A 24,934-nucleotide genomic window follows, 5' to 3' on the forward strand; every position below is an offset into this window, starting at 1 on the left:
CCGGAAAGGCGTTCTGCTGGTGGCCCGGCTGCACGTCGACCTGTGCCGCCTCGCCGCTGTTCTGTGTAGCCGCTGACAGTCGCTGACCTGTTTCAGCCCGCCTTCCCCTTTTCTGTTCCCGCCCCCTTTCCGCACCTTCGCCGACACCTCGGGCGCCGCGTACCGGGGCATGCCCGCGCGCGTCCGCATCGGGTGCTCGAAGCTCCCTGGAGAGCGCTTACATGAACATTCGCGTCTGGAAATGGCAGTTCTGGCAGCAGATCGTGCTGGCCCTCGTCCTCGGCGCCGCCGTCGGCGTGCTGATCAACAACCTCGCCGATGACGGCGGGGCGATCGCCGAGGACTGGCTCGACCCGTTCGGCGACGTCTACGTCAGCCTGCTGAAGGTCGTGGTCGTGCCGCTGGTGTTCTCGGCGATCGTGGTCAGCGTGGGCCGGCTGCGCGGCGTCGGCGGCGTGGCGCGGCTCACCGCCAAGACCCTCGGCTGGTTCGTGGTCACGTCCGCCATCGCCACCGCGATCGGCCTGGCCGTCGGCCTGCTGCTGCGGCCCGGCGAGGGCCTGGGACGGCTGGCCTCGGAGAGCACCGAGACCGACCCCGTCACCTGGACCCAGGTGCTGCGGAACCTCTTCCCGTCCAACATCGTGAACGCCATGTCCGAGGGCAACGTGCTGGGCGTGGTGTCGTTCGCGGTGCTGTTCGGCGCGGCCCTGCTGGCGGTCGGCGACCGCGGCGCGCGGATGGCCGCGCTGATCGACGACCTGTACGCGGTCATGCAGAAGATCGTGTGGTGGGTGGTGCGGTTCACCCCCGTCGGGTCGTTCTTCCTGATCGCCTCGGTGGTGGCCACCTACGGCCCGGACTCGCTGGCGCCGCTGGCCAAGTTCACCGGCGCCATCTACGCGGCCGTGGCGGTCATGCTGGTGGTCGGCTACCCGGTGCTGCTGCGCGTGTTCGGCCGCGTCTCGCCGCTGAAGTTCGCGCGCAACTCCTGGCCCGCGATCCAGTTCGCGTTCGTGTCGTCGTCGTCGCTGGCGACGCTGCCGATCGCGCACCGGGTGTCGGTCGAGCGCAACGGGGTGCGCGACGAGTACGCCAGCTTCGCCCAGCCGCTCGGCGCCACCATCAAGTTCGACGGGTGCGGCGCGATCTACCCGGCCGTGGCCGCGATCTTCGTCGCCCAGTACACCGGCGCGTCGCTGGGCCTGGCCGACTACGCGCTGATCGCGCTGGCCGGGGTGATCGGGCAGCTCGGCACCGGCGGCACCCCCGGCCCGGCGCTGGTCGCGCTGACCCTGACGCTGACCACCGTCGGCCTGCCGCTGCAGGCGGTCGGCTACCTGATCGCCATCGACAAGGTCATCGACATGGCGCGGACGGCGCTGAACGTCACCGGACAGCTCACCGTGCCCGTCCTGGTGGCCCGCTCGGAGGGCCTGCTGGACGACGAGGTGTTCAACGCTCCCCCGGCCGACCTGACCGCCGCCCCGGCCGAGTCCGCCGCCGAGGAGGAGCGTTCCCGCGACGCGGTGACCGCCTCCGCCTGACCCGTCCGCGGGCGGTGCGGGCACGTCACGCCCCTTTGGGTGTGCGTGCCCGCACCGGCCCGCGGTGTTCCGCCTCCGGCGTCAGGGCGGTCCCGAGCAGCACCAGGCGCAAGGCGCGCTCGGCGCCGTCCTCGAGAATCTCCGTGCCGTGCGCCAGGGCCTCGTCCATCGGCATCGGACGCGGCAGGATGCAGGCGTACGCGTCGACGCCGCTGCCGTAGACCAGGCGGGCGTCCGGGCCGATCGCCCCCGCCAGGAGCAGCACGGGCTTGCCGTGTCGTTCGGCGCGCCGGGCCACCTCCGCGGGGATCTTGCCGCGGGAGGTCTGCCGGTCGATCGCGCCCTCGGCGGTGACGACCAGGTCGGCGGCGGCGAGCACGCCGTCGAGGTCCAGGTGCTCGAGCAGCACCTCGAACCGGGGCACCAGGCGGCCCCCGATCGCCGCCAGTCCGGCGCCGAGGCCGCCGGACGCCCCCGTTCCCGGCGCGCCGTGCAGGTCCACGCCCACCGGGCCGAGATCGCGTTCCAGGACGCACGCCCACCGGCACAGGGCCTTGTCGAGCGCGTCCGCCTGGGCGGGGGTGGCGCCCTTCTGCGGGCCGTACACGCGAGCCACGCCCTCAGGGCCGCACAGCACGTTGAACGGGTTGCAGGCGACCACCATCTCGATGCGGGCCAGCCGGGAGTCGAGCCCGGACACGTCGATCCGGTCCAGCAGCGCCAGCGCAGCCCCGCCGCGCGGCAGCTCCCGCCCGGAGGCGTCCAGGAGACGGACGCCGAGGGCCTGCAGGGCGCCCGCCCCGCCGTCCGACGTGCCGGAGTCGCCGCAGCCGACGAGGATGCGGGCGGCCCCGGCGTCCAGCGCGTGGGCGATCAGCTCCCCCACGCCGACGGTGGTGGTGCGGCCGGGGTCGCGGGCGTCCCGCGGCACCAGACGCAGCCCGGCCGCGGCCGCCATCTCCACCACGGCGGTGCGCGGCCCTGACCCGCCCAGAATCGCGTAGTGCGCGTCCACCGGCGCGGCCGTCGGCCCGGTCACCCGGTGCGGCACCAGCCGGCCGCCGGTCGCCGCCGCCAGCGTGCGGGCCGTGCCCTCGCCCCCGTCGATCAGCGGCATCGTGGTGATCGAGGCGTCCGGCACCGCGCGGCGGACGCCGCGGGCGATGGCCGCGGCGACCTCCTCGGCGCTCAGCGACTCCTTGAAGCCGCCGGGGGCGATGACGATGCGCACCTGGGTCTCCTCCCCGGCCATCGCGGCCCGATTCAGCGGACGGGCAGGCCGAGCGCCGGCCACACCCACAGGGCGAAGGCGAGGACCAGGGCGGCGGTGACGGGGCCGAGCACCGCGGCGGTCCGCATCAGGTCGCGGGTGGTGTACGTGGGGGCGCCGTCAACGGTGTGGAACAGCGCCACGGGCTTGGCCGAGGACGGCAGCGTCTGGCAGAACCCGGCGGCGGCCGTCGAGGCGAACGCGGCCGCCGCCGGCGCGACGCCCGCCCCGGACGACGCGGCGATCACCAGCGGGACCAGCACGCTGGACCGCGCGGACCGGGACTGCAGCACCAAGTGCGCGGCGGTGCTCACCGCGACGACGACGGCCAGGAACAGCCAGGCGGGAGGCCGGTCGGGGCCGGTCACGGCGCCGAAGACCGCGCCGCCGAGCCAGCGGGCGGCGCCGGACGTCGTCACGGCCACGCCCATCGCCGTGGTGGCGGCCAGGAACACCATCAGCCGCCACGGGACGGCCGACAGCGCCGCCTTCACCCCGATCGTGCCGGCCCCCGGCAGGACGGTGACGATCGCGCCGATCACCGCCACCGCCGCCGGCGGGACGCCGTGCAGCGGCTCGGTGCACCACAGCGCGACCACCGCGGCCAGCAGACCGGCCGAACGGGCCTGCGGCCCGGTCAACCGGCCCGTCACCCGCACCCCCGCCGCCTCGCCGACGTCCGCGGCGCGGACCCGCACCGGGCGGCGGCGGTCGTCCCGGGTCGTGGTCAGCACCAGGATCAGCTCGGCGGCCAGGTGCGAGGACACCAGGGCGAGGGGCGTGCCGAGCACCAGCCACCGCAGGAAGCCGATGCGCTCGCCGGTGGTGTCCGCGAGGATCTCGGCGGTGATCAGGTGCGCGCCGGCGCCGATCAGGGAGGCGACGGCCGACAGCAGGATCACCGTCGGGAACAGCAGGGCCAGCGCGAGCACCATGCGGCGCCGGTCGCCGAGCGTCCGGGCGAGCGCGACGAACACCGGCAGCGCCAGCGCGGCCCGCCCGGACGTGGCGGGGATCGCGAACACGGCGGCGACCAGCGCGGCCGTGGTCAGGTGCACCAGCCCGCGGACGCCGCGCGCCCGGGCCGCCAGATGCGCGGCCGCCCGGGTGGCCAGCCCGGTCCGCGCCACCCCGCCGGCGATCACGAACGCGCAGACCAGCAGCAGGGTGGTCGGTCCGGCGAGACCGCCGAGGAACACCCCCGGGTCCAGCACCCGGGCGACGGCCAGGACGAGCGCGGCGGCCACCGCCACCAGCACGTCGTCGATCCGGCCGAACATCCACAGCAGCGTCGCCACCGCGAACACCGCCAGCGTGATCCGCCCCTCGCCGCTCAGTCCCGGGCCCGGGCCGAACAGGGCCGCCGCGCCCAGGGCGGCGGCCGCCGCGGCCAGCGCGATGCGGCGCGACGGTCCGGCTCCGGCGGGGACGACGCCGGCCGCCCCCGTCGTCCTGTTCGGCACGTTCCCGTCTCCTTCGCCATCGCACTGCGGCGAGACGCGTCGATCCTCCGGCCGGACGGTTCGGCCTTCATGAACGGCGAATGAGGAATTGTTCGTCTGCGCACGGGCGGGGAGGGACGGCCGTCCGGGCGTCACCGATCAAAAGGCGGCGGCCCGTGCCGCGTACGGTCTCGATGCGCTGCCCGCCGAGCTTTTCGCGCAGCGCGCATTTATACGCCCACGATATTGGAGCCGGAATCGGCATCGTAGCCCCGCACCTGCGGCACCGCCCTCCGGTGCGAATGACGGGCTTTCGTCAGCGGGCCAGGCCGGCGTGCAGGCTGATGGCGTAGGCGGGGCCCGGGTTGGTCAGCTCGTGCGCGCGGGCGGCGCCGCGCACCCGCACCCGGTTGGCGCGCAGCGGGCGCTCGGTCACGCCGTCGGCGGAGATCGACACCTCGGCCAGCTCGCCGGCCAGCAGGGTGCTCACCTCGACGCCGTCGTGCCCGTGCACGTCGGTGCGGTAACCGGGCGGCCAGGTGGTCAGCCAGAGCCGGACGCCGTCGCCGCCGTCCAGCGGCACCCGCACCGGACGGTTCGGCTCGAACCGCACCAGGTGCCACCACTCGGCGGGGCGGGCGGCGAGCTCGCCGACGCGCGCGGCCAGCTGGCCGACCGTCGGGGGGCGGGGGGCGATCGCGCGTCCGTGCGGGTCGTCCAGCCCGCGCATCGTCAGATCGGGAACCATGTCGAGGTTCACGGAACGTCCTTCGTGATCAGCAGAAGAGCGCCGGAGTCGGCGGAAGAGATCGAGAAAGAGATCGAGAAGAGGCCGCTGAGATCAGCGACAACACGAAGGACACAGACACAGCGCGCTGGCCACGCGGCGCAGGGCCACGGGGCTGCCGAGGAAGGATCGCGCTGGCATGGCACCTAGAACACCGTCGCCGGGGATGCGTTGTCAAGTCGATCGCCGGATTCCCCGCGTTCACTGAGCCGTCACGCCCGGGCCCGGCAACGTATCCGGAGAACCGGCACCATGCGGCCCGTTGGACGAACCTAGAACCATGGAGCGACGGATGGTGCTCGACCGGCGGACTGTGCTGCGCGGAGGTCTGCTCACCGGCGGCGGGGCGGCGCTCGGCCTGCTGTGCGGCGGCGGAACGGCGGCGGCCGCCGCCCCGGCCCTGCTGCGGGCCCGGCCGCGCCTGACCCACGGCGTCCAGAGCGGCGACGTCACCGCCCACGAGGCCGTCGTGTGGGCCCGGTCCGACCGGCCCGCGCGCATGATCGTCGAGATCGGCCGCCGTCCCGACCTGCGGGACGCCCGGACCGTCCGCGGCCCCCTGCTCACCCCCCGCACCGACCTGACCGGCAAGACGCTGCTGCGCGGCCTGCCCTCCGGGGAGCAGCTGCACTACCGGGTCCGGCTGGCCGACCCCGACCGCCACGGGCTGCTGTCCGAGCCCGTCGTGGGCCGCCTGCGCACCGCCCCGCGCGCCCGCGCCGACATCTCGTTCGTCTGGTCGGGCGACCTGGCGGGCCAGGGCTGGGGCATCAACCCGGACTTCGGCGGCTACCGGATCTTCAACGCGATGGCCGCCGCCGACCCCGACTTCTTCCTGTGCAGCGGCGACTACGTGTACGCCGACGGGCTGCTCGCCGAGACCGTGCCCCTGCCCGACGGCCGCACCTGGCGCAACGTCGTCACCCCCGAGAAGACCAAGGTGGCCGAGACGCTGGCCGAATTCCGCGGCCAGTTCCGCTACAACCTGGAGGACGCCGCGCTGCGCGCGTTCAACGCCCGCGTCCCGATGATCTACCAGTGGGACGACCACGAGGTCGCCAACAACTGGTACCCCGGGGAGATCCTCGACCTGCCGCAGTACACCGAGAAGCGCGTGGACGTCCTGGCCGCCCGCGCCCGCCGCGCCGCCCTGGAGTACATGCCGGTCCGCGGCGACCGGGTGTACCGGAAGCTGTCGTACGGGCCGCTGCTGGACGTGTTCGTCCTCGACATGCGCTCCCACCGCGACCGCAACGGCCCCGGCACGTCCCCCGCCCAGCGCGCCGGCATCCTCGGCGCCGAGCAGGTCGCCTGGCTCAAGCGCGAGCTGCGCGCCTCCCGCGCGGTGTGGAAGGTCATCGCCTCCGACATGCCGCTCGGCCTGGTCATCCCGGACGGCGACGCCATCGAGGGCGTCGCCCAGGGCGACGGCAGGGCCCCGCTCGGCCGGGAACGCGAGATCGCCGACCTGCTCTCGTACGCCAAGCGGCACCGGGTCCGCAACATGGTGTGGCTGACGGCGGACGTCCACTACACCGCCGCCCACTACTACGACCCCGGCAAGGCGTCCTTCACCGACTTCGACCCGTTCTGGGAGTTCGTGTCGGGCCCCCTGAACGCCGGCGGCTTCGGCCCCAACGCACTGGACGGCACGTTCGGCCCGCAGGTGAAGTTCCAGAAGACGCCGCCGCGCGCCAACACCTCCCCCGCCGAGGGCTACCAGTTCTTCGGCCAGGTCGAGATCGACGGCCGGTCGGCGGCACTCACCGTCCACCTGCGCGACCTGGACGGCGCGTCGCTGTACTCCGTCAATCTCAACCCGCGGCGCTAGGCGACGCGTCCGCCCCCGGCCACCCGCCCGTGCGGCTAGTCGAGGCGGGTGGCGGCGGCCGTCTCGGGAGCGGTCGACAGTTCGGGGAGGTGGGCCGTCCCGCCGGCCACGACGCGCCAGTCCTCGCCGCCCGAGCGCCGCAGTTCGACGATCGTGCCGTTGGGGACGTAGCACACGCCGTCGAAGTGCCTGAAGGTCCGCATGTCCGCGGCGCTCGGGTCGGTCACCCCGGTCAGCAGCGTCCACATCACGGTCTTGATGAAGAGGCCATGGCTGAACACCGCGATCGGGCCGTCGACCGGGTGGTGCGCGGCGCGGTCCAGGAACGCGCGGGCACGGGCGATGACCGCCTTGAACGACTCCCCGTTCCCGCCGTTGACGTAAGCGGGGTCGCACCTCTGCCAGTAGGCGTCGCTGTGAGGCCGCCGCTGCTCGGCGGTGGTCTGCGGGGCGTGCAGGCGTCCCAGGTAAGTGAACTCCTGAACCGGCCACTCCTCGTAGGCGACGTCGGGGAACCGTTCGACGGTCGCCCGGGCCGTCTGCCGTGCGCGGACGAACGGCGAGCTGACGATGAGGGCGGGCGACTCGGGGAGCTGCGCGGCCACCCGTTCGGCCTGTCGCCGTCCGAGCGCGGTGAGCGGGGCCGCCGCCGGGCCGTTCGTGGGAAGCCCCGCGTTCGACTCGCTCTCCCCGTGCCTGACCAACCACACCCGTCGTGTCGCCATGCCGCCAGGGTGACACAAGGCCGCGGTGGTCGAACGCCGGACGCTCGGCGAAGCCGCCCCATTTCCGAATTGACCACAGTCACCCCTCCGGAAAGCCACTTCGATCGGCTATCAGAACCCGCGAATGCAACTGAATGAATTCTTGGCTTTGCCGCCGTAAGCTCGCAGGTCAACAAGTGTCGGCCCCGCGCACGCGGGGATGGCCCTTGCAGTGACGTGCGTCACGGCGTCGGGCGGCCCGTCGGCCCCGCGCACGCGGGGATGGCCCCATCTCGTTCAGGTGATGCACGCGCAGCTTGTCGTCGGCCCCGCGCACGCGGGGATGGCCCGCAGTTGCAGCCAGCGAGATCGCCGTGATCAGCGTCGGCCCTGCGCACGCGGGGATGGCCCGGTCTTCGACGACCGCGCCGCGGAGGACTGGCCGTCGGCCCTGTCCACGCGGCGATGCTCCGATGTAGCTCCTCGCAGGGTCGCGCATGATCGCGTCAGCCCCACGCACGCGGGGATGGTCCCCGCAGCTCGGCCACCCAGAACGCGGTGCACACGTCGGCCCCGCGCACGCGGGGGTGTGGGAACGCGGCTGAGGGTGTGTCTAGGACGCGTTCCAGTCGGTGCTGCGGCCCAGGTAGGTCAGGGGGCCGGGGTCGGGGACTGGGATCTCGTGGAATCCCAGCCGGTCGTAGAAGGCGCGGGCCGGGGTATTGGCGGTGACCATGGCGAGGTGGACGTTCGCCACGCCCTTGCGGCGCAGCGCGTCGAGGAACGTGCGCATCAGGGCGCGGCCGTGGCCCTGCCGCTGGTAGGCGGGCAGCAGGTCGATGTGCAGGTGGGCCGGATAGTCCTCCACTTCGGGCACCAGCATGCGCTCGGGATGGTGCATCAGGTCGATCATCTCTTCGCTGGGCGTCGACGGAGGACCGTCGGGGAGCGGGAAGCGGTCCACGAGGGTCGGCAGCCACGACGCGCGGAACGCCTCGACGAACGCGGCGGTGTCGGCCGTGCCGAGGATGTAGCCGACGGCGCGTTCGCCGTTGTCGAGGACGAAGGCCAGGTCCGGTTCGAGGTGGAGGTACGGCCCGGCGAAGATGCTCGGCATCAGGTCCGGGTCGGGGTAGATGTGCCGCGAGTCCCCTCCCAGGTGGGCGGTGCGCACGCAGACGTCGTACACGGCGGCGCGGTCGCCGGGACGGTAGGGCCGGATGACGGGTGGTCTGCTCACCGGGTCATCATCGCCTGGCTGGGAGCGCTCCCACAAGAGACGCACCGCCACGGGCGGCGTCCCCGGTCACCGGAGCGCGACCGCGAACAGGGCTTCGAGGGCGCGGAGGATGGTCACCACCGCGACCGTCGTGACCACCGTGGCCGTCGCGGTCCGCGCGATCTCCCTGGACGCGTGGAGAAGGCGGGAGACCGCGCCGTCCGGCCCCAGGAGCTCGTCCTCGTCGTAATAGATCAAGAAGCGCGGGGTGCTGCGTGAGTCGTCGGGCATCTCGGACGCATCCCCCAAGAGACGTCGGCGTCAGGAAGACGCGTGGGTCCGGTCAATGGTTGACAACGCGTCAGGCCCCTGTCGGGCGATGAGTGCGGAGGGTCGCGGGTTCGCCTCCGGGGCGAGGCGTCACCGTCGTTTCAACGGCGGGCAAATTGACGCGGGCGGGGTCTGGTACAGGGGTGACGCCTCGGCTTACGTTCATAAGGTCGCCTTCTCCGACGGCCGGAGGTGACCCCACGATGCCGTGGCCGGTCCAACGTGGTCCTCCCAGGAGGGACGTCTTCCCGCCCCAACCGAGACGTCCCTGGGAGAAGGAATGACACGTGTCCGCGTCGAGGTCGACGGAGTGACGTACGAGGACGACGTCGAACCGCGCCTCTTGCTCGTCCACTACCTGCGCGACCGGTTGGGGAAGGTCGGCACCCCGATCGGCTGCGACACCACGAACTGCGGCGCCTGCACCGTCCTGCTGGACGGGGTGAGCGTCAAGAGCTGCTCCGTGCTGGCGGTGCAGGCCGACGGCCGTCAGGTCACGACGGTCGAAGGGCTGGGGATCGACGGGACGCTGCATCCGCTGCAGCGGGCCTTCCACGAGGAGCACGCGCTGCAGTGCGGCTTCTGCACCCCCGGCATGATCATGGCGGCGCTGGACCTGCTGCGGGAGAACGCCGCCCCGTCCGACGAGGAGATCCGCGAAGGGCTCGAGGGGAACCTGTGCCGCTGCACCGGCTACCAGAACATCGTCCGGGCGGTGCGCCGGGCGGCCCGTGAGATGCGCACCCCGGCGCAGGAGCGGGAGGTGACATCGTGACCGTCCAGGAGATCGGCACCCCGCGCCGGCGCGTCGAGGACGCGCGGCTGGTGACCGGCCGCACCCGCTGGACCGACAACATGCAGCCTCCTGGAACGCTTTACGTGGCGTTCCTGCGCAGCCCCATGGCGCACGCGCGGATCAATTCGGTGAACGTGTCGGCGGCCAAGTCCCGTCCGAACGTCGTGGCCGTGCTGACCGGCGCCGACTTCGCCGACGAACAGGGGTCGCTGCCGTGCGCGTGGCCCGTCACCGAGGACATGAAGCACCCCGCGCACCCGCCGATGGCCGTGGACGAGGTGCGGTACGTCGGCGAGCCGGTGGCGTGCGTGGTGGCCCGCGACCGGTACGCGGCCGCCGACGCGCTGGAGGCCATCGACGTCGACTACGAGCCGCTGCCGGCGGTCGTCGACATGGAGGAGGCGCTCAAGGAGGGGTCCCCTCTCGTCCACGAGGACCTGGGCACCAACAAGTGCTACACGTGGGTGTTCGAGAACGGCGACCTCGACGCGGCGATGCGCGACGCCCCCGTGGTGATCGAGCGCCGGTACGTGCAGCAGCGGCTCATCCCGACGGCCATGGAGCCGCGGGCCGTGCTGTGCGTGCCGGAGGGCGACGACTTCACGGTCTACTCGGCCACGCAGATCCCGCACATCCTTCGGTTGATGCTGGCGACGGTCACCGGGATCCCCGAGCACCGGCTGCGCGTCGTGGCCCCCGACGTGGGCGGCGGCTTCGGCTCCAAGCTGCAGGTGTACGGGGAGGAGGTGCTGTGCCTGCTGCTGGCCAGGCGGCTGGGCCGCCCGGTCAAGTGGACCGAGTCGCGCAGCGAAGGGAACATGGCCGTCCACCACGGCCGCGACCAGATCCAGCGGCTGCGGCTGGCCGCCGACCGCGACGGGCGCATCCGCGGGTTGAAGGTCGACCTGCTCGCCGACATGGGCGCGTACCTGATGCTGGTCACGCCGGGCATCCCGCTGCTGGGCGCGTTCATGTTCAACGGCATCTACAAGATGGACGCCTACTCGTTCACCTGCACGGGCGTGTTCACGACGAAGACGCCGACGGACGCCTACCGGGGCGCGGGCCGTCCGGAGGCGACGTTCGCGATCGAGCGGCTGATGGACGAGCTGGCGGCCGAGCTGGGCCTGGACCCGATCGAGGTGCGGCGCCGCAACTGGATCCGGCACGAGGAGTTCCCCTACGAGACGGTCGCCGGGCTCACCTACGACTCCGGCCACTACGAGGCGGCCACGGACAAGGCGCTCCAGCTGTTCGAGTACGACAAGCTGCGGGCCGAGCAGGCCGACCGGCGCGAGCGGCGCGATCCGGTGCAGCTCGGCATCGGGGTGTCGACGTACACGGAGATGTGCGGCCTGGCGCCGTCGCGGGTGCTGGGGTCGCTGTCGTACGGCGCCGGCGGCTGGGAGCACGCGTCGGTGCGGGTGCTGCCGTCCGGCAAGGTCGAGGTGGTCACCGGGTCGTCCGCGCACGGCCAGGGCCACGAGACCGCGTGGGCGCAGATCGCCGCCGACCGGCTCGGGGTGCCGTTCGAGGACGTCAAGGTGCTGCACGGTGACACCGCGGTGTCTCCCAAGGGCATGGACACCTACGGGTCGCGGTCGCTGGCGGTCGGCGGCGTCGCGCTGTACGGCGCCTGCGACAAGGTGATCGACAAGGCCCGGAAGGTCGCCGCGCACCTGCTGGAGGCCGACGAGAACGACCTGGAGTTCTCCGGCGGGCGCTTCCACGTGAAGGGCGTGGCCGAACAGGGGCGCACGCTCCAGGAGGTGGCCGCGGCCGCGTTCGCCGCGCACGACCTGCCCGAGGGCCTGGAGCCGTCGCTGGACGCCGAGGTCACCTACGACCCCGACAACTTCTCCTTCCCGCACGGCACGCACCTGTGCGCCGCCGAGGTCGACACCGAGACGGGCATGGTGCGGCTGCGCACGTACGTGGCCGTGGACGACGTCGGCAAGGTCGTCAATCCGCTGATCGTCGAGGGGCAGGTGCACGGCGGGCTCGCCCAGGGCATCGCGCAGGCCCTCTACGAGGAGGCCGTGTACGACGCGGAGGGCAACCTGACCACCACGACGATGGCGGACTACCTGGTGCCGTCGGCGGCGGACCTCCCCGAGTTCACCACCGACCGCACCGAGACCCCGGCGACGTCCAACCCGCTGGGGGTCAAGGGCGTGGGCGAGGCCGGGACGATCGCGTCCACGCCCGCGGTGGTCAACGCGATCGTCGACGCGCTGCGCCCCTACGGCGTGCGGGACGTGCCGATGCCGTGCACGCCCGAACGGGTGTGGCGGGCGCTGCAGGGCGACGGCGCGCCGGAGGGCGGTCCGCAGCCGGGCGCCGCCGGCGGGCTCGGCTCGGTGCAGGGAGGTGACGCGCAATGATCCCGGCGGCGTTCGACTACGCGCGGCCGACGACGGTCGAGGAGGCGTGCGCGGCGCTGGCCGACGCGGGCGAGGACGCCAAGGTGCTCGCGGGCGGGCAGAGCCTGATGCCGCTGCTGCGGCTGCGGCTGGCCTACCCGGACGCGCTCATCGACCTCGACCGGGTGGAGGCTTTGCGAGAGATCCGCGACGAGGGCGACGCGCTGTTCATCGGCGCCATGGCGACGCACCACCAGGTGATGAGGGACCCCCTGGTCCGCGAGCACGCCCCGCTGATCGCCAAGGCGACCGCGACGGTCGCGGACCCGGCGGTGCGGCACCGCGGCACGTTCGGCGGGGCGCTGGCGCACGCCGACCCCGCCGGGGACCTGCCCGCGGTGGCGCTGGCGCTGGACGCGGAGTTCGCGGCGGTCTCGGCGGAGCGCGGCGAACGGCGGATGCCGGCGGCGGAGTTCTTCGTCGACTGGATGACCTCGGCGCTGGAGCCCGACGAGATCCTCGTCGGGGTGCGCGTGCCCAAGCTGGGCGCGGGCTGGGGCGTCCACTATGAGAAGTTCCACCGCACGGCGCAGGCGTGGGCGATCGTCGGGGTCGCGTGCGCGGTCCGGCGCGGGCAGGACGGCGTGGAGGAGGCGCGGGTCGCGCTGACCAACATGGGCCCGACGCCGGTGCGGGCCACCGAGGTGGAGCGGTCCCTCCAGGGCCGCGCGGCCTCGGAGGACGCGTTCAAGGAGGCCGCGCAACGGGCCGCCGAGGGCACGTCCCCGCCCGGCGACCTGCACGGTTCGTCCGAGTACCGCGCGCATCTGGCGCGCGTCCTGACCGCTCGGGCCCTGACCGCCGCCGCGGCCGGCTGACGCTCTCGGGGACGGCCGGCGCGCGCCGGCCGTCCCCGACCGCCGCGTTGATCGCGCCTGCGCGAGGCGGCGCGCTTGGACGGCGCGCCCCGGGGTATGCGGTCGGGCATCCGACGGCGCCCTCGGGCCCCGGGCTCAGTCGCGGAGGGGGCCCGCTGGCGTTGGCGCGGCGGGCGGTCGTAAGGTCACGGACGAGGCCCTTACACGCGCCCCCGAACGAAAGGGACCGGGATCATGGAGCTCGACCACGAATTCGCCGTTCCCGTTCCGGTGGACGAGGCCTGGTCGGTGCTGCTCGACGTGGAGCGGGTGGCCCAGTGCGTGCCGGGCGCGACCCTGGACTCGGCCGAGGGCGGGGAGTACACCGGACGGCTGCGGGTCCGGGTCGGCGCCATGACCGTCACCTACCGCGGCACCGCGCGGATCGTGGCGGCGGACGAGTCGGCGCGCACGGTCACGATCGAGGCGTCCGGCAAGGAGGCCCGCGGCTCGGGCACCGCCTCGGCGACCGTCCAGGCGCGGCTGCACCCCGTGCCCGGCGACGGGGAGGGAGCCGCGGGCACCACGCGCGTCACCGTGCACACCAAGCTCAACGTGACCGGCCGTCCGGCGCAGTTCGGCCGCAACATCCTGGCCGAGGTGGGCGCCAAGCTGATCGGGCGGTTCGCCAAGGCGCTGGCCGAGGAGCTGGAGTCCTCCCGGCAGGGCGACGGGGCGGACGCCGGGGCCGAGGACGTCGTCGACCAGCAGGGCGCCGCCGAGGCGGCGCGGGAGCAGACGCAGGAGGCGGCGGCCCCAGCGCCCGAGGCCGCGCCCGCGTCGAAGGAAGAGGCCGCCCCGCAGGAGCAGGCGCAGCAGGACGCCGCGCCACAGGAACGGCCCGCGCAGGAGGAGCAGGAGGCGCAGCAGGAGCAGCCCGCGCAGGAGGACGCGGCGCCCGTGCCGCAGCAGCGGCCGCCGTCGGAGGCCGGCCGGGAGCGTCCCCTGAAGGCGGTGGGCGCGCCGCGGCGCCGCGAGCAGGAGCCGATCGACCTGCTGGAGGTGGCGGGGCCGTCGGTGGCCAAGCGGGCCCTGCCCGCGGTCGCGGTCGTGGCCGCCGGGCTGCTGGCCGTCCGGCTCCTCAGGCGCCGCCGCGCACGCGGCCGCCGCTAGCGCGGTCGCCGACGGCGGGGGCGGCGGGGGCGTCGCGCTTCGGCACGAACGCCAGCGCGGCCGCCAGCGCGCCGAACGGGACGGCGGGCAGCACGTACCGGTAGTCGAAGTCCGCGGTGGCGGCCGGGACGACCAGCAGCCCCGCCGACACCAGCCACGGCAGCAGGGCGCGGCGCCGCGCACCGCGCCGCGCCGCCATGCCCGCCGCCGCGACGGCCAGCACGGCGCCGAGCCCGATGCCCGGCAGGTACACGCGGTCCTGGTAGAAGCGCATCCACCCGGCGTACGGCTCGACGACCCGGCGGGGCCCGGCCGCGTGGGCGTAGGGGCGGGCGACCTTGGCCTGGCGCTTGCTGAGGCGGGCCGTCCGGTCCGGGAACTCGTACTTGCGGAACGTCGACAGCCGCGGGTAGACGGTGCGCTTCCACCAGAAGGCGCGGAGCGTGTCGCGGACGACGACGCGGGCGTAGTCCAGCGGCTGCGCGCGGATCGCGGCCCACGCGAACTCGCCCGCCCGCCGGTTGGCGCCCATCTTGCCGCCGGGCAGCCGGGCGAACGGCGAGCGGTCGGTCCACAGCGCCGCGTACGCGGGCGAGACGCCCTCCGGCGGCTCGCGCGGGCACAGGTCGCGCAGCTCGGGACGCGGTTTGATGATCGAGCAGTCGGCGAACTCCGCGGTGCGGCTGTAGAGGAACACCTTCTCGGTGCCGGTCAGCGCGAACCGCCCGTGCACGGCCTTGAACCACGTCGCGTACAGCAGCAGGGGGAGCGCGAACGCGGCGATCAGCGCGGCGGCGGGCGCCGCCCGCGGCCGCCGGGCCGGTCCGCCGGCGACGAGCCACACCAGCACGATCGCCAGCAGCGGCAGGCCGGCGGAGCGGGTGGTGCCGGCCAGCCCGAGCAGCAGCCCCGCGGCCGCCGCCGTCCACACGCCGACCCGCGCGTTCCACAGCAGCGCGGTGATCGCGGCGACGAGCAGGAACGTGAAGAGGGTCTCCGACAGCAGCAGGTGCTCGAGCTGGATCTGGTACCCGTCGAACAGCACCGGCAGGGCGACCGCCGCGCCCAGCAGCCCCGGCCGCAGCGGGCGGTCGGGCCAGGCCGCCCGCGCGTGCCGCCAGACCAGCGCGTACAGCAGGACCGCGGTCAGCAACCCGAACAGGTGCTGGACCGCGACCACCGCCGCCAGGCTGTGCAGCGGACGCAGCGCCAGCAGCATGACCCCGTACGCGCTCGCCCGGGTGATCGACGGCTCCAGGGTGAGGGCCACCCGCAGGTAGCCGACCGAGTCGCCGAACCACAGGGCCGTGGGGTAGCCGAGCATCGCGACCGCCCGCACCGCGAGGGCCAGGGCGAGCGCGACGCCGATCGGCCAGTGCCGCCGCGCCGCCCGGTCGATCGCGTCCATCCGCCGCCCCCTCACGGTCAGGGGTGAGGACTGTTCCCGAAATGGGAGGGTACGTCCCCTTCCGGCGGACCAAAACGCCGTCAACCCCGGCGCGTCCCGTGGCCGCGGGCCGCGGGTTTGGCATGCGCTGGTGCGGTGGACACCATCGAGATTCAACGGGTCGTCGCGATCGAAGACGACAACTGGTGGTACCGCGAGCGCCGCGGGATCGTCGCGCGGGAGCTGCGCCGGATCGGCGTCCCGGGAACCGCCGTGGACATCGGCGCCGCGGGCGGCGGCAACACCAAGGTCCTGATGGAGCACGGCTGGCAGGCCGTGGCGGTCGACTCCGCCCCCGCCGCGGTGGACCTGTGCCTGGCGCAGGGCATCACGGCCTACCTGGGCGACGCCCGGTTCCTGCCGCTGCCGTCCGCGACGTACGACCTGGCGCTGGCGCTGAACGTGCTGGAACACGTGGAGGACGACCGCGCCGCCGCGGCGGAGATCGCCCGGGTGCTGCGGCCCGGCGGGACCGCGCTGGTCTCCGTGCCGTGCGACATGTCCCTGTGGTCGGCGCACGACGTGGCGCTGGGCCGCGTCCGCCGCTACGCCAAGGCGGATCTGGCCGGGGTGCTGGAGGGCGCCGGGCTGCGCGTGGAGCGGCTGTGGAACTGCAATGTCCTGCTCCGCCCGCTGGTGCGGTGGCGGCGGCACCGCGCCCGGTACTGCGAGGACATGGCGGACGCGCCGCCCATCGTGAACGAGCTGCTGAGCCTGGTCAGCGCCGTGGAGCGGCGGCTTCCGGTCAAGTCGTGGCCGGGCGTCACGCTGTTCGCCCGCGCCTACCGCGCCGATTAGCCAACGCCGACCAGCCCGCGCCGACCAGCGGCCGATCGACCGCCGCGGGCCGGGCCCGGGAGGACGCGCCCGCCGGGCCCGGCCCGCGCGGCTCAGCCGAACACGCGGTCCACGACGCGGGCGGTGGCCCCGCCGTCGTCGAGGGCGCAGTGCCGGTCGGTGAACGCCCGGTAGGCGTCGGCGTGCTCCTCGACGACGCGGTCGATGTCCCGCAGCGCCGCGATCACCTCGTCGCCGGTGCGCAGCAGCGGGCCGGGCGCGTCGGACTCGAAGTCGAAGTAGAAGCCGCGCAGCTCGTCCCGGTAGCTCTCCAGGTCGTAGGTGAAGAACAGCATGGGCCGCCGCGTGATGGCGAAGTCGAACATGACCGACGAGTAGTCGGTGACGAGCACGTCGGTGATCAGCAGGAGCTCCTGCATCTGCGGGTAGACCGACACGTCGAAGACGAAGTCGCGGCCGACCTCCGGCACCCGGTCGACGATGTGGGGATGGCGGCGGACCAGCACGACGTGGTCCTCGCCCAGTTCGGCCTGCATGCGGCGCAGGTCGAGCTTGAGGTCGAGGCGGTAGCGGCCGCGGGTGTAGAACTTGTCGTCGCGCCACGTCGGCGCGTACAGGATGACCTTGCGGCCCTCGGGCACGCCGATCCGCTGCCGGACGGCACGGGCGATCTCGTCGCGGTCCTCGGCGAAGAACAGGTCGTTGCGCGGGTAGCCGGTCTCCAGCACCTCGCCCTCGAACCGGAACGCCCGCCGCATGATCGGCGTGCACCACGGGCTCGGCGAGACGAGGTAGTCCCACTGCTCGACCTCCAGGGCCAGCCGCTCGTGGTAGTCGCGCGTGGCGAACCGCACCCGCTCGATGTCGAACCCGATGCGCTTGAGCGTGGCGCCGTGCCAGGTCTGCAGCACCGTCTGGCCCGGACGGCGGCGGAACCACCACGGCAGGTGGCTGTTGACGACGACGTATTTCGAGCACGCCAGGGCCTCGACGTATTCGCGGCCGCCCCGCCGCACCGGCGTGATGCCCTCCGGCAGCTCCACCTGCCCGTCCCGGACGCTCCACACGAACTCCAGCCCGGCGTCGCGGCGCCGCAGCTCCTCCAGGATCGCCCGGGGGCTGTCGGAGTACTGGCGGCCGTAGTAGCTCTCGAAGAAGACCTGCGGCCGCAGCGGCTGCTCGCACAGCTCGGGGTAGACGCGTTCGGTGAGCAGGCGCTGCCCCTTGCGGCTGCGCTCCTCGGGGGTCAGGTCGCCGTTGACGCGCAGCAGCGGCGTCAGCTCCTTGGTGACGTCCATGTGCAGGGTGCGGCCGTCGCGGGTCCGCGTCAGCGGGAACATCGTCCGCAGCGCGTTGCCGACCTGGATCGGCGCGTCGCGCGTGCCGCCGTCGCGGGTGAGCCGCAGGTACATCTGGTACCGGCCCTTGGGCAGCGGCAGCGTCCCGGCCAGGGACCGCACGCGCCACGGGTCCAGCTCGGCCTCGAAGCGGCCGTCGTCGCGCGTCAGCGGGAACACGCGCTCTTCGACGCGGCCCCCGGCGCGCAGCACCAGGCCGGCGGGCAGTTCGGCGCGGGAGGGCAGCTCGCCGGCGATGCGCAGCGGCCCGTCCGGCTCCCACTCCAGCACGTCCAGCACCGGCCGGACGGCCCGTTCGTGGATCTCCAGGTGGCCGCTCTTGGTCCGGACGGCGGCGACCTCCCGGTCGCCGCCCGCCTCGTGCCGCAGCAGCCGCGACACCTCCGGCAGGATCAGCGGGGTGCGGGTGCCGTCCGAGCCGACCAGCTCGACGGCCCACTGCGTGGTGTCGCCGAACGCCGCGGCCTCCGGGCTGCCGGCCGGGAACCCGGGGGACGGCACGGGTGCCTCGAAGTCGCGCATCGGCATGCGCGCGGTGAAGCCCGTCCCGTCCGGGTGGCGGGTGAGGGGGTAGCGGCGCGGCGCGCAGCCCGGCCAGCGGGTGGCGAGCAGGTGGCTGCCCCACAGCAGGCCCGTGGGCGCCTCGCAGGTCAGCTCGAGGGCGCCGTCCGCCGGCCGCATGTCCGTCACGATCACGGCGTCGTCGCCGGTGCGCAGGACGAACCGGCCGCCCTTGGCCCACTCGGGCCGCACCCATACCTCGCCGACGCGGCGCGCCTCCAGCCGCCGGGCGGCCGCCGACGGCCTGCTCAGCTCCTCCCGCCGGAAGATGCCGCGGTTGTGGATCCACAGCTCGACGTGCCAGGACGAGCCCTTGCCCAGCAGCTTGGCCGGGTCGATGACGATGCGGTAGCCGCTCCAGTCGGCCCCGTCGTCGTCGCCGGCCCGGTCGACGGTGGTGAGCCGCAGCGGCAGGCGCTGCCCGGTCTCCTCCGACACCAGCCAGGCCAGCAGCTGCTGCTGCCAGCGCTTGCGGGGCGGCAGGTACCGCAGCTTGGCGCGTCCTTCGACGACGAGCCGGTCCCCGTTCCAGCCGACCGCGTCGACCTTCTGACGCACCTGCAGCTCCTCGTCGAGCCGGTAGACGTGGTCCGGCACGCCGACGCGCGGGTCGTTGAGGAACGGGTAGTCGCCGTAGAAGCGGACGCCGCGCCGCACCACGCCCGCGTCCGCCATCTCCCGGCTCTTTTCGAAGGTGAGCACCTCCAGCAGCTCGGGCAGCATGCGCCGCTCCACCAGGTGCCACTTGAGCCGCTCGATCGCGCGCAGGCCGCCGACGATGTCCGGGTCGCAGTCGCGCAGGTAGGCCCCGGCCAGGTCGAGGAACCGCTGCCGGTAGGCGTCGTCGCCCTCGTCCAGCGCCTGCAGGAAGAGCCGCAGGTCGTCGGAGAGGACGACGCGGTCCCAGAGGCGCTTCTGTTCCGGCATGCCGCGGTCGAGCAGGAACCGGCCGACCGCCCGCACCGCCTGCACGCGGTGCTCCAGGACGCTGCCCTCGGGGCCGTTGCGGGTGAGGGAGCGGTCCTCCCCGGGATGGACGCGCCACAGGTAGACGGGGGCCTCCAGCACGTCCACGGCGTCGGCCAGGTGGTGCGCGGTGATCGCGATCAGGCTGTCGTCGTGGAGCGCGCCGCGGGGGAATTCCAGCCCTTGGGCGTCCCAGAACGAGCGGCGCCACAGCTTGTTGGTGACCATCCGGTCGACCAGCAGGTCCTCGTGCCGGGTGACGTGCGTGCGCCGGACGGTGTCGCGGAACGTGCGGCGCAGCGTCGGCGCCTGGCGGGCGCCGTCGGCGTCGAAGCGGTGCACGTTGCCGGTCGCGAAGTCCGCGCCGGTCTCCTGCAGGCTCGCCAGCAGGTACTCCAGGGCGTACGGGGGGAGCATGTCGTCGCCGTCGACGAACGCCAGGAACTCGCCCGACGTCTCGGCGAGCCCCGCGTTGCGGGCCGCGCCCAGCCCCTGGTGCTCCCGCGTGATCACGCGGAACCGGGGATCGTCGGCGGCGAACTTGGCGGCGATGCGCCCGCTGTCGTCGGCGGAGCCGTCGTCGACGACGACGACCTCCAGGTCCCGATGCGTCTGCGCGGCCAGCGACCGCAGGCAGGCGTCCAGGTAGGGCGCGACGTCGTAGGCGGGCACCACGAGACTGATCGTCGGAGCCAATTGCGCTCTCCCGTGCTGTACGGCGAAGGGCCGGGCGTGTCGGGGAATGTCGGACGGCGACCGGGCCGGCCCCCGCGGCATGAGCCGAGGGCGCGCACGTCGCCACGCGACCAAGCATGAACGCGGGTCCCAGCCGACCCGGCGTCTTTCGCGATACCTGGACCGTCGTCTGACGCAGACTTGACCTCGGCCTGGCCGTCCCACGAGGAGCGGCGGGCGCGCCGGGCGGGGACGTCAGCTCGCGGCGCGCGCCGGCGTCGTGTCGTGCCGCCCCGTTTCGCGGCGTTCCGCCGCGCTCCGGCCCGTCGCGTCCTGCCCGGTCGCGCGCGCGGGCGGGCCGTCCGGGTGGACGCGGACCCTGGTGCCCGCGTCGGCGACGGCGGCGCGCACGCTGCGGGCGAGCGCCTCGAACTCCTCCCCGCGCGGGGACGTGGCGCGGAAGGCCAGGCCGATGCGCCGGTACGGGGCGGGGTCGGCGAACCGGTGCAGGGTCAGGCCGGGCGCGCGGCGCGTCTCCACCGGCAGCGCGGTCTCCGGGACGAGGGTGACGCCCAGCCCGCCCGATACCAGCTGCACCAGCGTGGCCAGGCTGGTCGCGTACGTCGCGGCGGCGGCCCGCGCGCCGACCTCGCGGCACACGTCGAGCGCCTGGTCCCGCAGGCAGTGCCCCTCGTTGAGCAGGATCACGTCGAGGTCCCGCAGCGCCTTGAGCTGCAGCGGGGCGTCGCCGGGCAGCCTCCGGCAGGCCGGGGCGACCAGCACGAAGTCCTCGTCGTAGAGCGGCAGCTCGACCAGGCCCGGGACGGGCGCGGGCAGGGCGAGCAGCACCACGTCCAGCCGTCCGGCCACCAGCTCGCCGACGATGTGGTCGGTCTGCTCCTCGTGGACCGACAGCTCCAGCTCGGGGTACTCCTCGGCCAGCCGGGGCAGCATCACCGGCAGCAGGTAGGGCGCCACGGTGGGGATCACGCCGACCCGCAGCGGCCCGACCAGCGGCCCCCGGACCGCCTGCACCTCTTCGACGAGCCGGTCCAGTTCGGCCAGCACCAGCTCGGCCCGCCGCGCCACCCGCTCGCCCGCGGGGGTCAGCAGCACCCGGCGGGTGGTACGTTCCACCAGCCGTGTGCGGAGCGTGTCCTCCAGCGCCGCCACGGCCCCGGACAGCGCGGGCTGGCTCATCCGCAGAGCCGCCGCCGCGTCCCGGAAATGCAGGTGCTCGGCGAGCGCGAGGAACGCCCTGAGCTGGGCGATCGTCGGCCTGCTGATGGTGGTCTCCCGTCGGTCCGCCGGTCAGGGACGCTACGAGCTTACCCGTCACCCTGCGTGACCTCTCTCACATCCCCCCCGGTGGGAACCGGCACGGCGCAGCCCGAAAACGACGATCCAGCGCGCCGCGCCGACCCGCGAATGCGTTCATTGTTCGACTTCACGCTGAGTGTCGGGACACGCGCATTGTTTCAGGCAGGTTTCCACTAAACTTCGCGCGAAGCTTCGGTGGTGACGCGGCGCGTTCCGGGTGTGATATCGGTCATCCCGCCGTCGCGGCGGCGTCCGCCCCGCCCCTCCGAAAGCATCTCCTATCAGGGCTTCCGTCAATTGATAGTCTCTTCCTATCAGTGCGCTATGAACTGCTGATTTCTCTTCGGCCGGGTGCGTGCGGCACGCTAAGTGACACGCGCCCCCGAGTGGAACACGAGCCTCGGCGGCGCTCCCCGGAAACCCGTCCCGTGGTCGCACGGGGCGTTGTGAAGTCGCAAGCAAAGGAGCATGCGTGCTTACCGTCGGTGACCAGTTCCCGGAATACGAGCTGACCGCCTGCGTCTCGCTGGACCCTGACAACGCCTTCGAGACCATCAACCACAAGACCTACGAGGGCAAGTGGCGCGTGGTGTTCTTCTGGCCGAAGGACTTCACCTTCATCTGTCCCACCGAGATCGCCGAATTCGGCCGCCTGAACGGCGAGTTCGCCGACCGGGACGCCCAGGTCCTCGGCGCCTCGGTGGACAACGAGTACGTCCACTACGCCTGGCGCAAGGACCACCCGGACCTGCGCGAGCTGCCCTTCCCGATGCTGTCGGACGTCAAGCGGGAGCTGTGCTCGGCGCTCGGCATCCTCACCGACGAGGGCGTGGCGCAGCGCGCCACCTTCATCGTCGACCCCAACAACGAGATCCAGTTCGCGATGGTCACCGCGGGCTCGGTCGGCCGCAACGTCAAGGAGGTCCTGCGGGTCCTCGACGCCCTGCAGTCCGACGAGCTGTGCCCCTGCAACTGGAACAAGGGCGAGGCGACCCTCGACCCCAAGAAGCTGATGGCGGGCGCCTGAGCCTCCCGCTCTCGCTCGGGGGGCCGCCGTCCCCCGCGTGAACGACGCTCTCGGCGGCCGGGACGCGGCACCGCGCCCCGGCCGTCCGCTTGATCGAAAGGCACGTTCGTGAGCATCGACGCGCTGAAGAACGCCCTTCCGGGCTACGCCAAGGACATCAAGCTGAACCTGGGTTCGGTGACGTCCACCTCCCAGCTGACCGAGCAGCAGCTGTGGGGCACCGTCCTGGCCTGCGCCCTGGCCACCCGCAGCCGGCGGGTCATCGCCGAGGTGGCCGAGGAGGCGGCCGACAACCTGTCGGCCGAGGCGTTCGAGGCGGCCAAGGGGGCCGCCTCGATCATGGCCATGAACAACGTGTACTACCGCGCCACCCACCTGATCGGCGACGAGGCGTACGCCACCCTGCCCGCCAAGCTGCGGATGACGATCATCGGCCGGCCCGGCGTCGACAAGACCGACTTCGAGCTGTGGTGCCTGGCCGTGTCGGCGATCAACGGCTGCGGCCGCTGCCTGGAGTCGCACGAGAAAGTGCTGCGCGAGAGCGGCCTGTCCCGCGAGCTGATCCAGGAGGCGCTGCGCATCGCCGCCGTCGTCAACGCCACGGCCGCGACGCTGGACGCCGAGGAGGCCCTGGCCCCCGCCGCCGTCTGACACGGCGGCGCCGCACTGAACTCGGCGAGCGAGGCCCGGGTCACCCGCCCGGGCCTTCGCCGTATCCGGCCCCCGGGCCTCGCCCGCAGCCTTCGGCCGGGGACGACAGCGGGCGCCGCGCCGTCGTCACCGAGGCGGACGGGCCCCGAGCAGCGGATCGGGATGGGCGGCGACGAACGCGCGGGCGGCCTCGTCGAAGGCGCGGACCCGGTTGTTCTCGGCCGCGGCCCGCCAGACCAGCCTCCGTTCGCGCGGCAGCCCGTCCACGATCGGCACGTAGGCGATGTCGGGGCGGACGTCGTAGGTGCCCGCATGGGCGGGCACCGGGAACACGCCCTGGCCGGCACCGATGAGCGCCAGCATCTCCTGGACGGTCGCGAACGTCGGTCCGCGCTCGATGGGCCTGCCGGCGGGGGTCCGGGCCGGCACCAGGCTCTCGTCCATGTAGCCGGGCAGACCGGCGGGACGCAGCACCTTGTCGCGTGCGAAGTCCTCCAGCGTCACCGAGGCGCGCCGGGCGAAGGGATGCCCGGCCGGGACCGCCAGCACGGACGGCTCCGCGAACAGCACCGGGCCGCACACCATGTCCGGCTCCCTGACCGGCACCGGGACGAGCATCATGTCGCGCTCGCCGGACCGCAGCAGATCGAGGAAATCGCTGTAGCGGGCCTCGTGGATCTCGACCCGGCAGGCGGGGTGCTCGCGGCGGAAGTCCGCCGCCACCCGGTGCAGGAACCCGCCGACCGCGGTGCCGACGAAGCCGACCCGCAGCACCCCCTCCATCCCGCGTCCCGCCGCGATCGCGCGTTCGACGGCTCGCCGGATCTGCTCGTAGGCGGGACGCAGATCCTGCTCCAGGCGCGCCCCCACGGGCGTGAGCACGACGCGGCGGCTCGTCCGGTCGAACAGCCGCGTCCCGATCCGGCGCTCGAGCCTTCTGATCGTCTGGCTGACCCGCGCCGTGGACACGTTGAGGCGGGCGGCGGCGCGGCCGAAGTGCAGCTCCTCCGCGAGGGTCAGGAAGATCTCGATGTCGCGCTGCTCCACCGGTCCTCCCCGCACATCGTGAACCTTCAGGTTAACGATCGTTGCGGATCCGGGCATTGCCGCCGATCCTTCGCCCCTCGACCATGGAGACGTCCGCTCGTCGTCCCCCGCGCCCCCGAAGAACCGCGCCCCTGAGGAACTGCGCTCCCGAGGAATAAAGCCATGACGGCACATCCGTCGTATGACGCCCTCGCCCCGACGGCCGCCGGCTCCTCGCCGCTGGCCGACGCCGTGCTCGTGGCCGCGGCCATGAGCACCGGCATCGTCACGGGCGTGCTCTTCGTCTACGCCAACGCGGTCATGCCGGGGCTGCGCCGCACGGACGACCGGACGTTCGTCGGCGCCTTCCAGTCGATCGACCGGGCGATCGTCAACCCGCTGTTCCTGACGCTCTTCTTCGGCGCCCTGGTCCTCATCGCCGCGAGCGTCGCCCTCCACCTCGGCGCGGGCTCCCGCGCGGCCCTGCCCTGGCTCGTCGCCGCGCTCGCGCTCTACCTCGCGGTCGTGGTCATCACCCTCGCCGTGAACGTCCCGCTCAACGACGGCATCAAGGCCGCCGGGGACCCGGACCGCATCGGCGACCTCGCCGAGGTCCGCCGCGCCTTCGACGAGGCCCGGTGGGCGGCGTGGAACCTCGTCCGCACCCTCGCCTCCACGGCGGCGTTCGGGCTCCTGGTCACCGCGGCCCTCCTTTACGGCCACCGGAAGTGACGCCCGCCTCCGGGACGTGCGCCTTGAGGACGTGCGCCTTTAGGACGTGTGAAG

At 73.5% G+C, this 24,934-nt stretch carries 20 protein-coding genes; 10 read left to right on the forward strand and 10 right to left on the reverse strand.

Translation table 11 applies throughout. The features are described from left to right. Positions 1 to 221 precede the first annotated feature (221 nt). Positions 222 to 1,547, forward strand: coding sequence for a dicarboxylate/amino acid:cation symporter (locus AR3_RS02325; RefSeq protein WP_067907542.1), 1,326 nt, complete (start codon positions 222 to 224; stop codon positions 1,545 to 1,547). Positions 1,548 to 1,572: 25 nt separating this feature from the next. Here the strand turns inward: AR3_RS02325 and AR3_RS02330 are convergent, their stop codons facing one another. From AR3_RS02330 to AR3_RS02340, 3 genes are all read right to left on the reverse strand, one after another. After that, on the reverse strand, positions 1,573 to 2,778 hold the full coding sequence (locus AR3_RS02330) for a glycerate kinase family protein (protein ID WP_227023218.1): 1,206 nt from the start codon (positions 2,776 to 2,778) through the stop codon (positions 1,573 to 1,575). A gap of 32 nt (positions 2,779 to 2,810) precedes the next feature. After that, positions 2,811 to 4,280, reverse strand: coding sequence for an SLC13 family permease (locus AR3_RS02335; RefSeq protein WP_083950853.1), 1,470 nt, complete (start codon positions 4,278 to 4,280; stop codon positions 2,811 to 2,813). Between the two features lie 295 nt (positions 4,281 to 4,575). Further along, positions 4,576 to 5,019, reverse strand: a complete 444-nt coding sequence (locus tag AR3_RS02340) for a cupin domain-containing protein (RefSeq protein WP_083950854.1) — start codon at positions 5,017 to 5,019, stop codon at positions 4,576 to 4,578. A 307-nt stretch (positions 5,020 to 5,326) separates the two neighbouring features. Between AR3_RS02340 and AR3_RS02345 the strand changes: the two genes are divergently transcribed. Then, positions 5,327 to 6,877 (forward strand): alkaline phosphatase D family protein, encoded by a 1,551-nt coding sequence (locus AR3_RS02345; protein ID WP_227023217.1) that lies wholly within the window; start codon positions 5,327 to 5,329, stop codon positions 6,875 to 6,877. A gap of 35 nt (positions 6,878 to 6,912) precedes the next feature. On the opposite strand, the gene AR3_RS02350 is transcribed toward AR3_RS02345, so the two are convergent. The 3 genes from AR3_RS02350 to AR3_RS02360 form a co-directional block, all read right to left on the reverse strand. Further along, positions 6,913 to 7,602, reverse strand: coding sequence for a histidine phosphatase family protein (locus AR3_RS02350; protein WP_067907550.1), 690 nt, complete (start codon positions 7,600 to 7,602; stop codon positions 6,913 to 6,915). Positions 7,603 to 8,194: 592 nt separating this feature from the next. Beyond that, positions 8,195 to 8,821, reverse strand: a complete 627-nt coding sequence (locus tag AR3_RS02355) for a GNAT family N-acetyltransferase (RefSeq protein WP_067907553.1) — start codon at positions 8,819 to 8,821, stop codon at positions 8,195 to 8,197. Positions 8,822 to 8,887: 66 nt separating this feature from the next. Then, the gene (locus AR3_RS02360) at positions 8,888 to 9,091 is read right to left on the reverse strand and encodes a hypothetical protein (RefSeq protein WP_067907556.1); all 204 of its coding nucleotides are present in this window, start codon (positions 9,089 to 9,091) and stop codon (positions 8,888 to 8,890) included. 319 nt (positions 9,092 to 9,410) lie between these two features. Here AR3_RS02360 and AR3_RS02365 point away from each other — a divergent pair, with 319 nt between their 5' ends. The 4 genes from AR3_RS02365 (at position 9,411) to AR3_RS02380 (ending at position 14,319) form a co-directional block, all read left to right on the forward strand. After that, positions 9,411 to 9,905 carry a (2Fe-2S)-binding protein gene (locus tag AR3_RS02365; RefSeq protein WP_067907559.1) on the forward strand — a complete coding sequence of 165 codons (495 nt, stop codon included), beginning with the start codon at positions 9,411 to 9,413 and terminating at the stop codon, positions 9,903 to 9,905. Further along, entirely contained in the window at positions 9,902 to 12,310 is a 2,409-nt protein-coding gene (locus AR3_RS02370) for a xanthine dehydrogenase family protein molybdopterin-binding subunit (protein WP_227023216.1), read from the forward strand. The genes AR3_RS02365 and AR3_RS02370 overlap by 4 nt, the downstream gene beginning before the upstream one ends. Further along, positions 12,307 to 13,167: an FAD binding domain-containing protein gene (locus AR3_RS02375; RefSeq protein ID WP_067907565.1), complete on the forward strand. Its 861-nt coding sequence runs from the start codon at positions 12,307 to 12,309 to the stop codon at positions 13,165 to 13,167. Before AR3_RS02370 ends, AR3_RS02375 begins: the two co-directional genes overlap by 4 nt. Positions 13,168 to 13,401: 234 nt before the next feature. Next, complete coding sequence (locus tag AR3_RS02380; protein WP_067907568.1) at positions 13,402 to 14,319, forward strand: SRPBCC family protein; 918 nt, start codon at positions 13,402 to 13,404, stop codon at positions 14,317 to 14,319. Here the strand turns inward: AR3_RS02380 and AR3_RS02385 are convergent. Then, the gene (locus AR3_RS02385; RefSeq protein WP_067907571.1) at positions 14,288 to 15,727 is read right to left on the reverse strand and encodes a hypothetical protein; all 1,440 of its coding nucleotides are present in this window, start codon (positions 15,725 to 15,727) and stop codon (positions 14,288 to 14,290) included. The two genes, AR3_RS02380 and AR3_RS02385, sit on opposite strands and share 32 nt — an antisense overlap. Before the next feature lie 135 nt (positions 15,728 to 15,862). On the opposite strand from AR3_RS02385, the gene AR3_RS02390 reads away from it, so the two are divergent. Further along, the gene (locus AR3_RS02390; protein ID WP_067907574.1) at positions 15,863 to 16,564 is read left to right on the forward strand and encodes a class I SAM-dependent methyltransferase; all 702 of its coding nucleotides are present in this window, start codon (positions 15,863 to 15,865) and stop codon (positions 16,562 to 16,564) included. A 92-nt stretch (positions 16,565 to 16,656) separates the two neighbouring features. Here the strand turns inward: AR3_RS02390 and AR3_RS02395 are convergent, their stop codons facing one another. Both AR3_RS02395 and AR3_RS02400 read right to left on the reverse strand, forming a co-directional pair. Further along, a complete protein-coding gene (locus AR3_RS02395) occupies positions 16,657 to 20,145 on the reverse strand; it encodes a bifunctional glycosyltransferase/CDP-glycerol:glycerophosphate glycerophosphotransferase (protein ID WP_227023215.1) in 3,489 nt (1,162 codons plus the stop codon). A 234-nt stretch (positions 20,146 to 20,379) separates the two neighbouring features. Next, positions 20,380 to 21,411 carry a hydrogen peroxide-inducible genes activator gene (locus AR3_RS02400; RefSeq protein ID WP_083950856.1) on the reverse strand — a complete coding sequence of 344 codons (1,032 nt, stop codon included), beginning with the start codon at positions 21,409 to 21,411 and terminating at the stop codon, positions 20,380 to 20,382. A 505-nt stretch (positions 21,412 to 21,916) separates the two neighbouring features. Here AR3_RS02400 and AR3_RS02405 point away from each other — a divergent pair. Together AR3_RS02405 and AR3_RS02410 are read left to right on the forward strand one after the other, a co-directional pair. Then, complete coding sequence (locus AR3_RS02405) at positions 21,917 to 22,471, forward strand: peroxiredoxin (RefSeq protein ID WP_067907580.1); 555 nt, start codon at positions 21,917 to 21,919, stop codon at positions 22,469 to 22,471. 108 nt (positions 22,472 to 22,579) lie between these two features. Continuing rightward, on the forward strand, positions 22,580 to 23,122 hold the full coding sequence (locus AR3_RS02410) for an alkylhydroperoxidase, AhpD family (protein WP_067907582.1): 543 nt from the start codon (positions 22,580 to 22,582) through the stop codon (positions 23,120 to 23,122). Positions 23,123 to 23,248: 126 nt separating this feature from the next. Here AR3_RS02410 and AR3_RS02415 read toward each other — a convergent pair whose 3' ends face one another. Then, on the reverse strand, positions 23,249 to 24,169 hold the full coding sequence (locus tag AR3_RS02415; protein WP_083950857.1) for a LysR family transcriptional regulator: 921 nt from the start codon (positions 24,167 to 24,169) through the stop codon (positions 23,249 to 23,251). A gap of 162 nt (positions 24,170 to 24,331) precedes the next feature. Here AR3_RS02415 and AR3_RS02420 point away from each other — a divergent pair, with 162 nt between their 5' ends. Further along, positions 24,332 to 24,880 (forward strand): anthrone oxygenase family protein, encoded by a 549-nt coding sequence (locus AR3_RS02420; RefSeq protein WP_217998421.1) that lies wholly within the window; start codon positions 24,332 to 24,334, stop codon positions 24,878 to 24,880. Positions 24,881 to 24,934 lie beyond the last annotated feature (54 nt).

Source organism: Actinomadura rubrobrunea NBRC 15275, from assembly GCF_001552235.1.
GTDB classification, from domain to species: Bacteria; Actinomycetota; Actinomycetes; order Streptosporangiales; family Streptosporangiaceae; genus Spirillospora; species Spirillospora viridilutea.

Excerpts from the sequence above, each read along its gene's own strand:
- AR3_RS02325 (WP_067907542.1), top strand. The coding sequence starts at position 222 with ATGAACATTCGCGTCTGGAAATGGCAGTTCTGGCAGCAGATCGTGCTG.
- AR3_RS02345 (WP_227023217.1), top strand. The coding sequence starts at position 5,327 with ATGGAGCGACGGATGGTGCTCGACCGGCGGACTGTGCTGCGCGGAGGT.
- AR3_RS02350 (WP_067907550.1), bottom strand. The coding sequence starts at position 7,602 with ATGGCGACACGACGGGTGTGGTTGGTCAGGCACGGGGAGAGCGAGTCG.
- AR3_RS02360 (WP_067907556.1), bottom strand. The coding sequence starts at position 9,091 with ATGCCCGACGACTCACGCAGCACCCCGCGCTTCTTGATCTATTACGAC.
- AR3_RS02365 (WP_067907559.1), top strand. The coding sequence starts at position 9,411 with ATGACACGTGTCCGCGTCGAGGTCGACGGAGTGACGTACGAGGACGAC.
- AR3_RS02375 (WP_067907565.1), top strand. The coding sequence starts at position 12,307 with ATGATCCCGGCGGCGTTCGACTACGCGCGGCCGACGACGGTCGAGGAG.
- AR3_RS02380 (WP_067907568.1), top strand. The coding sequence starts at position 13,402 with ATGGAGCTCGACCACGAATTCGCCGTTCCCGTTCCGGTGGACGAGGCC.
- AR3_RS02385 (WP_067907571.1), bottom strand. The coding sequence starts at position 15,727 with ATGGACGCGATCGACCGGGCGGCGCGGCGGCACTGGCCGATCGGCGTC.
- AR3_RS02420 (WP_217998421.1), top strand. The coding sequence starts at position 24,332 with ATGACGGCACATCCGTCGTATGACGCCCTCGCCCCGACGGCCGCCGGC.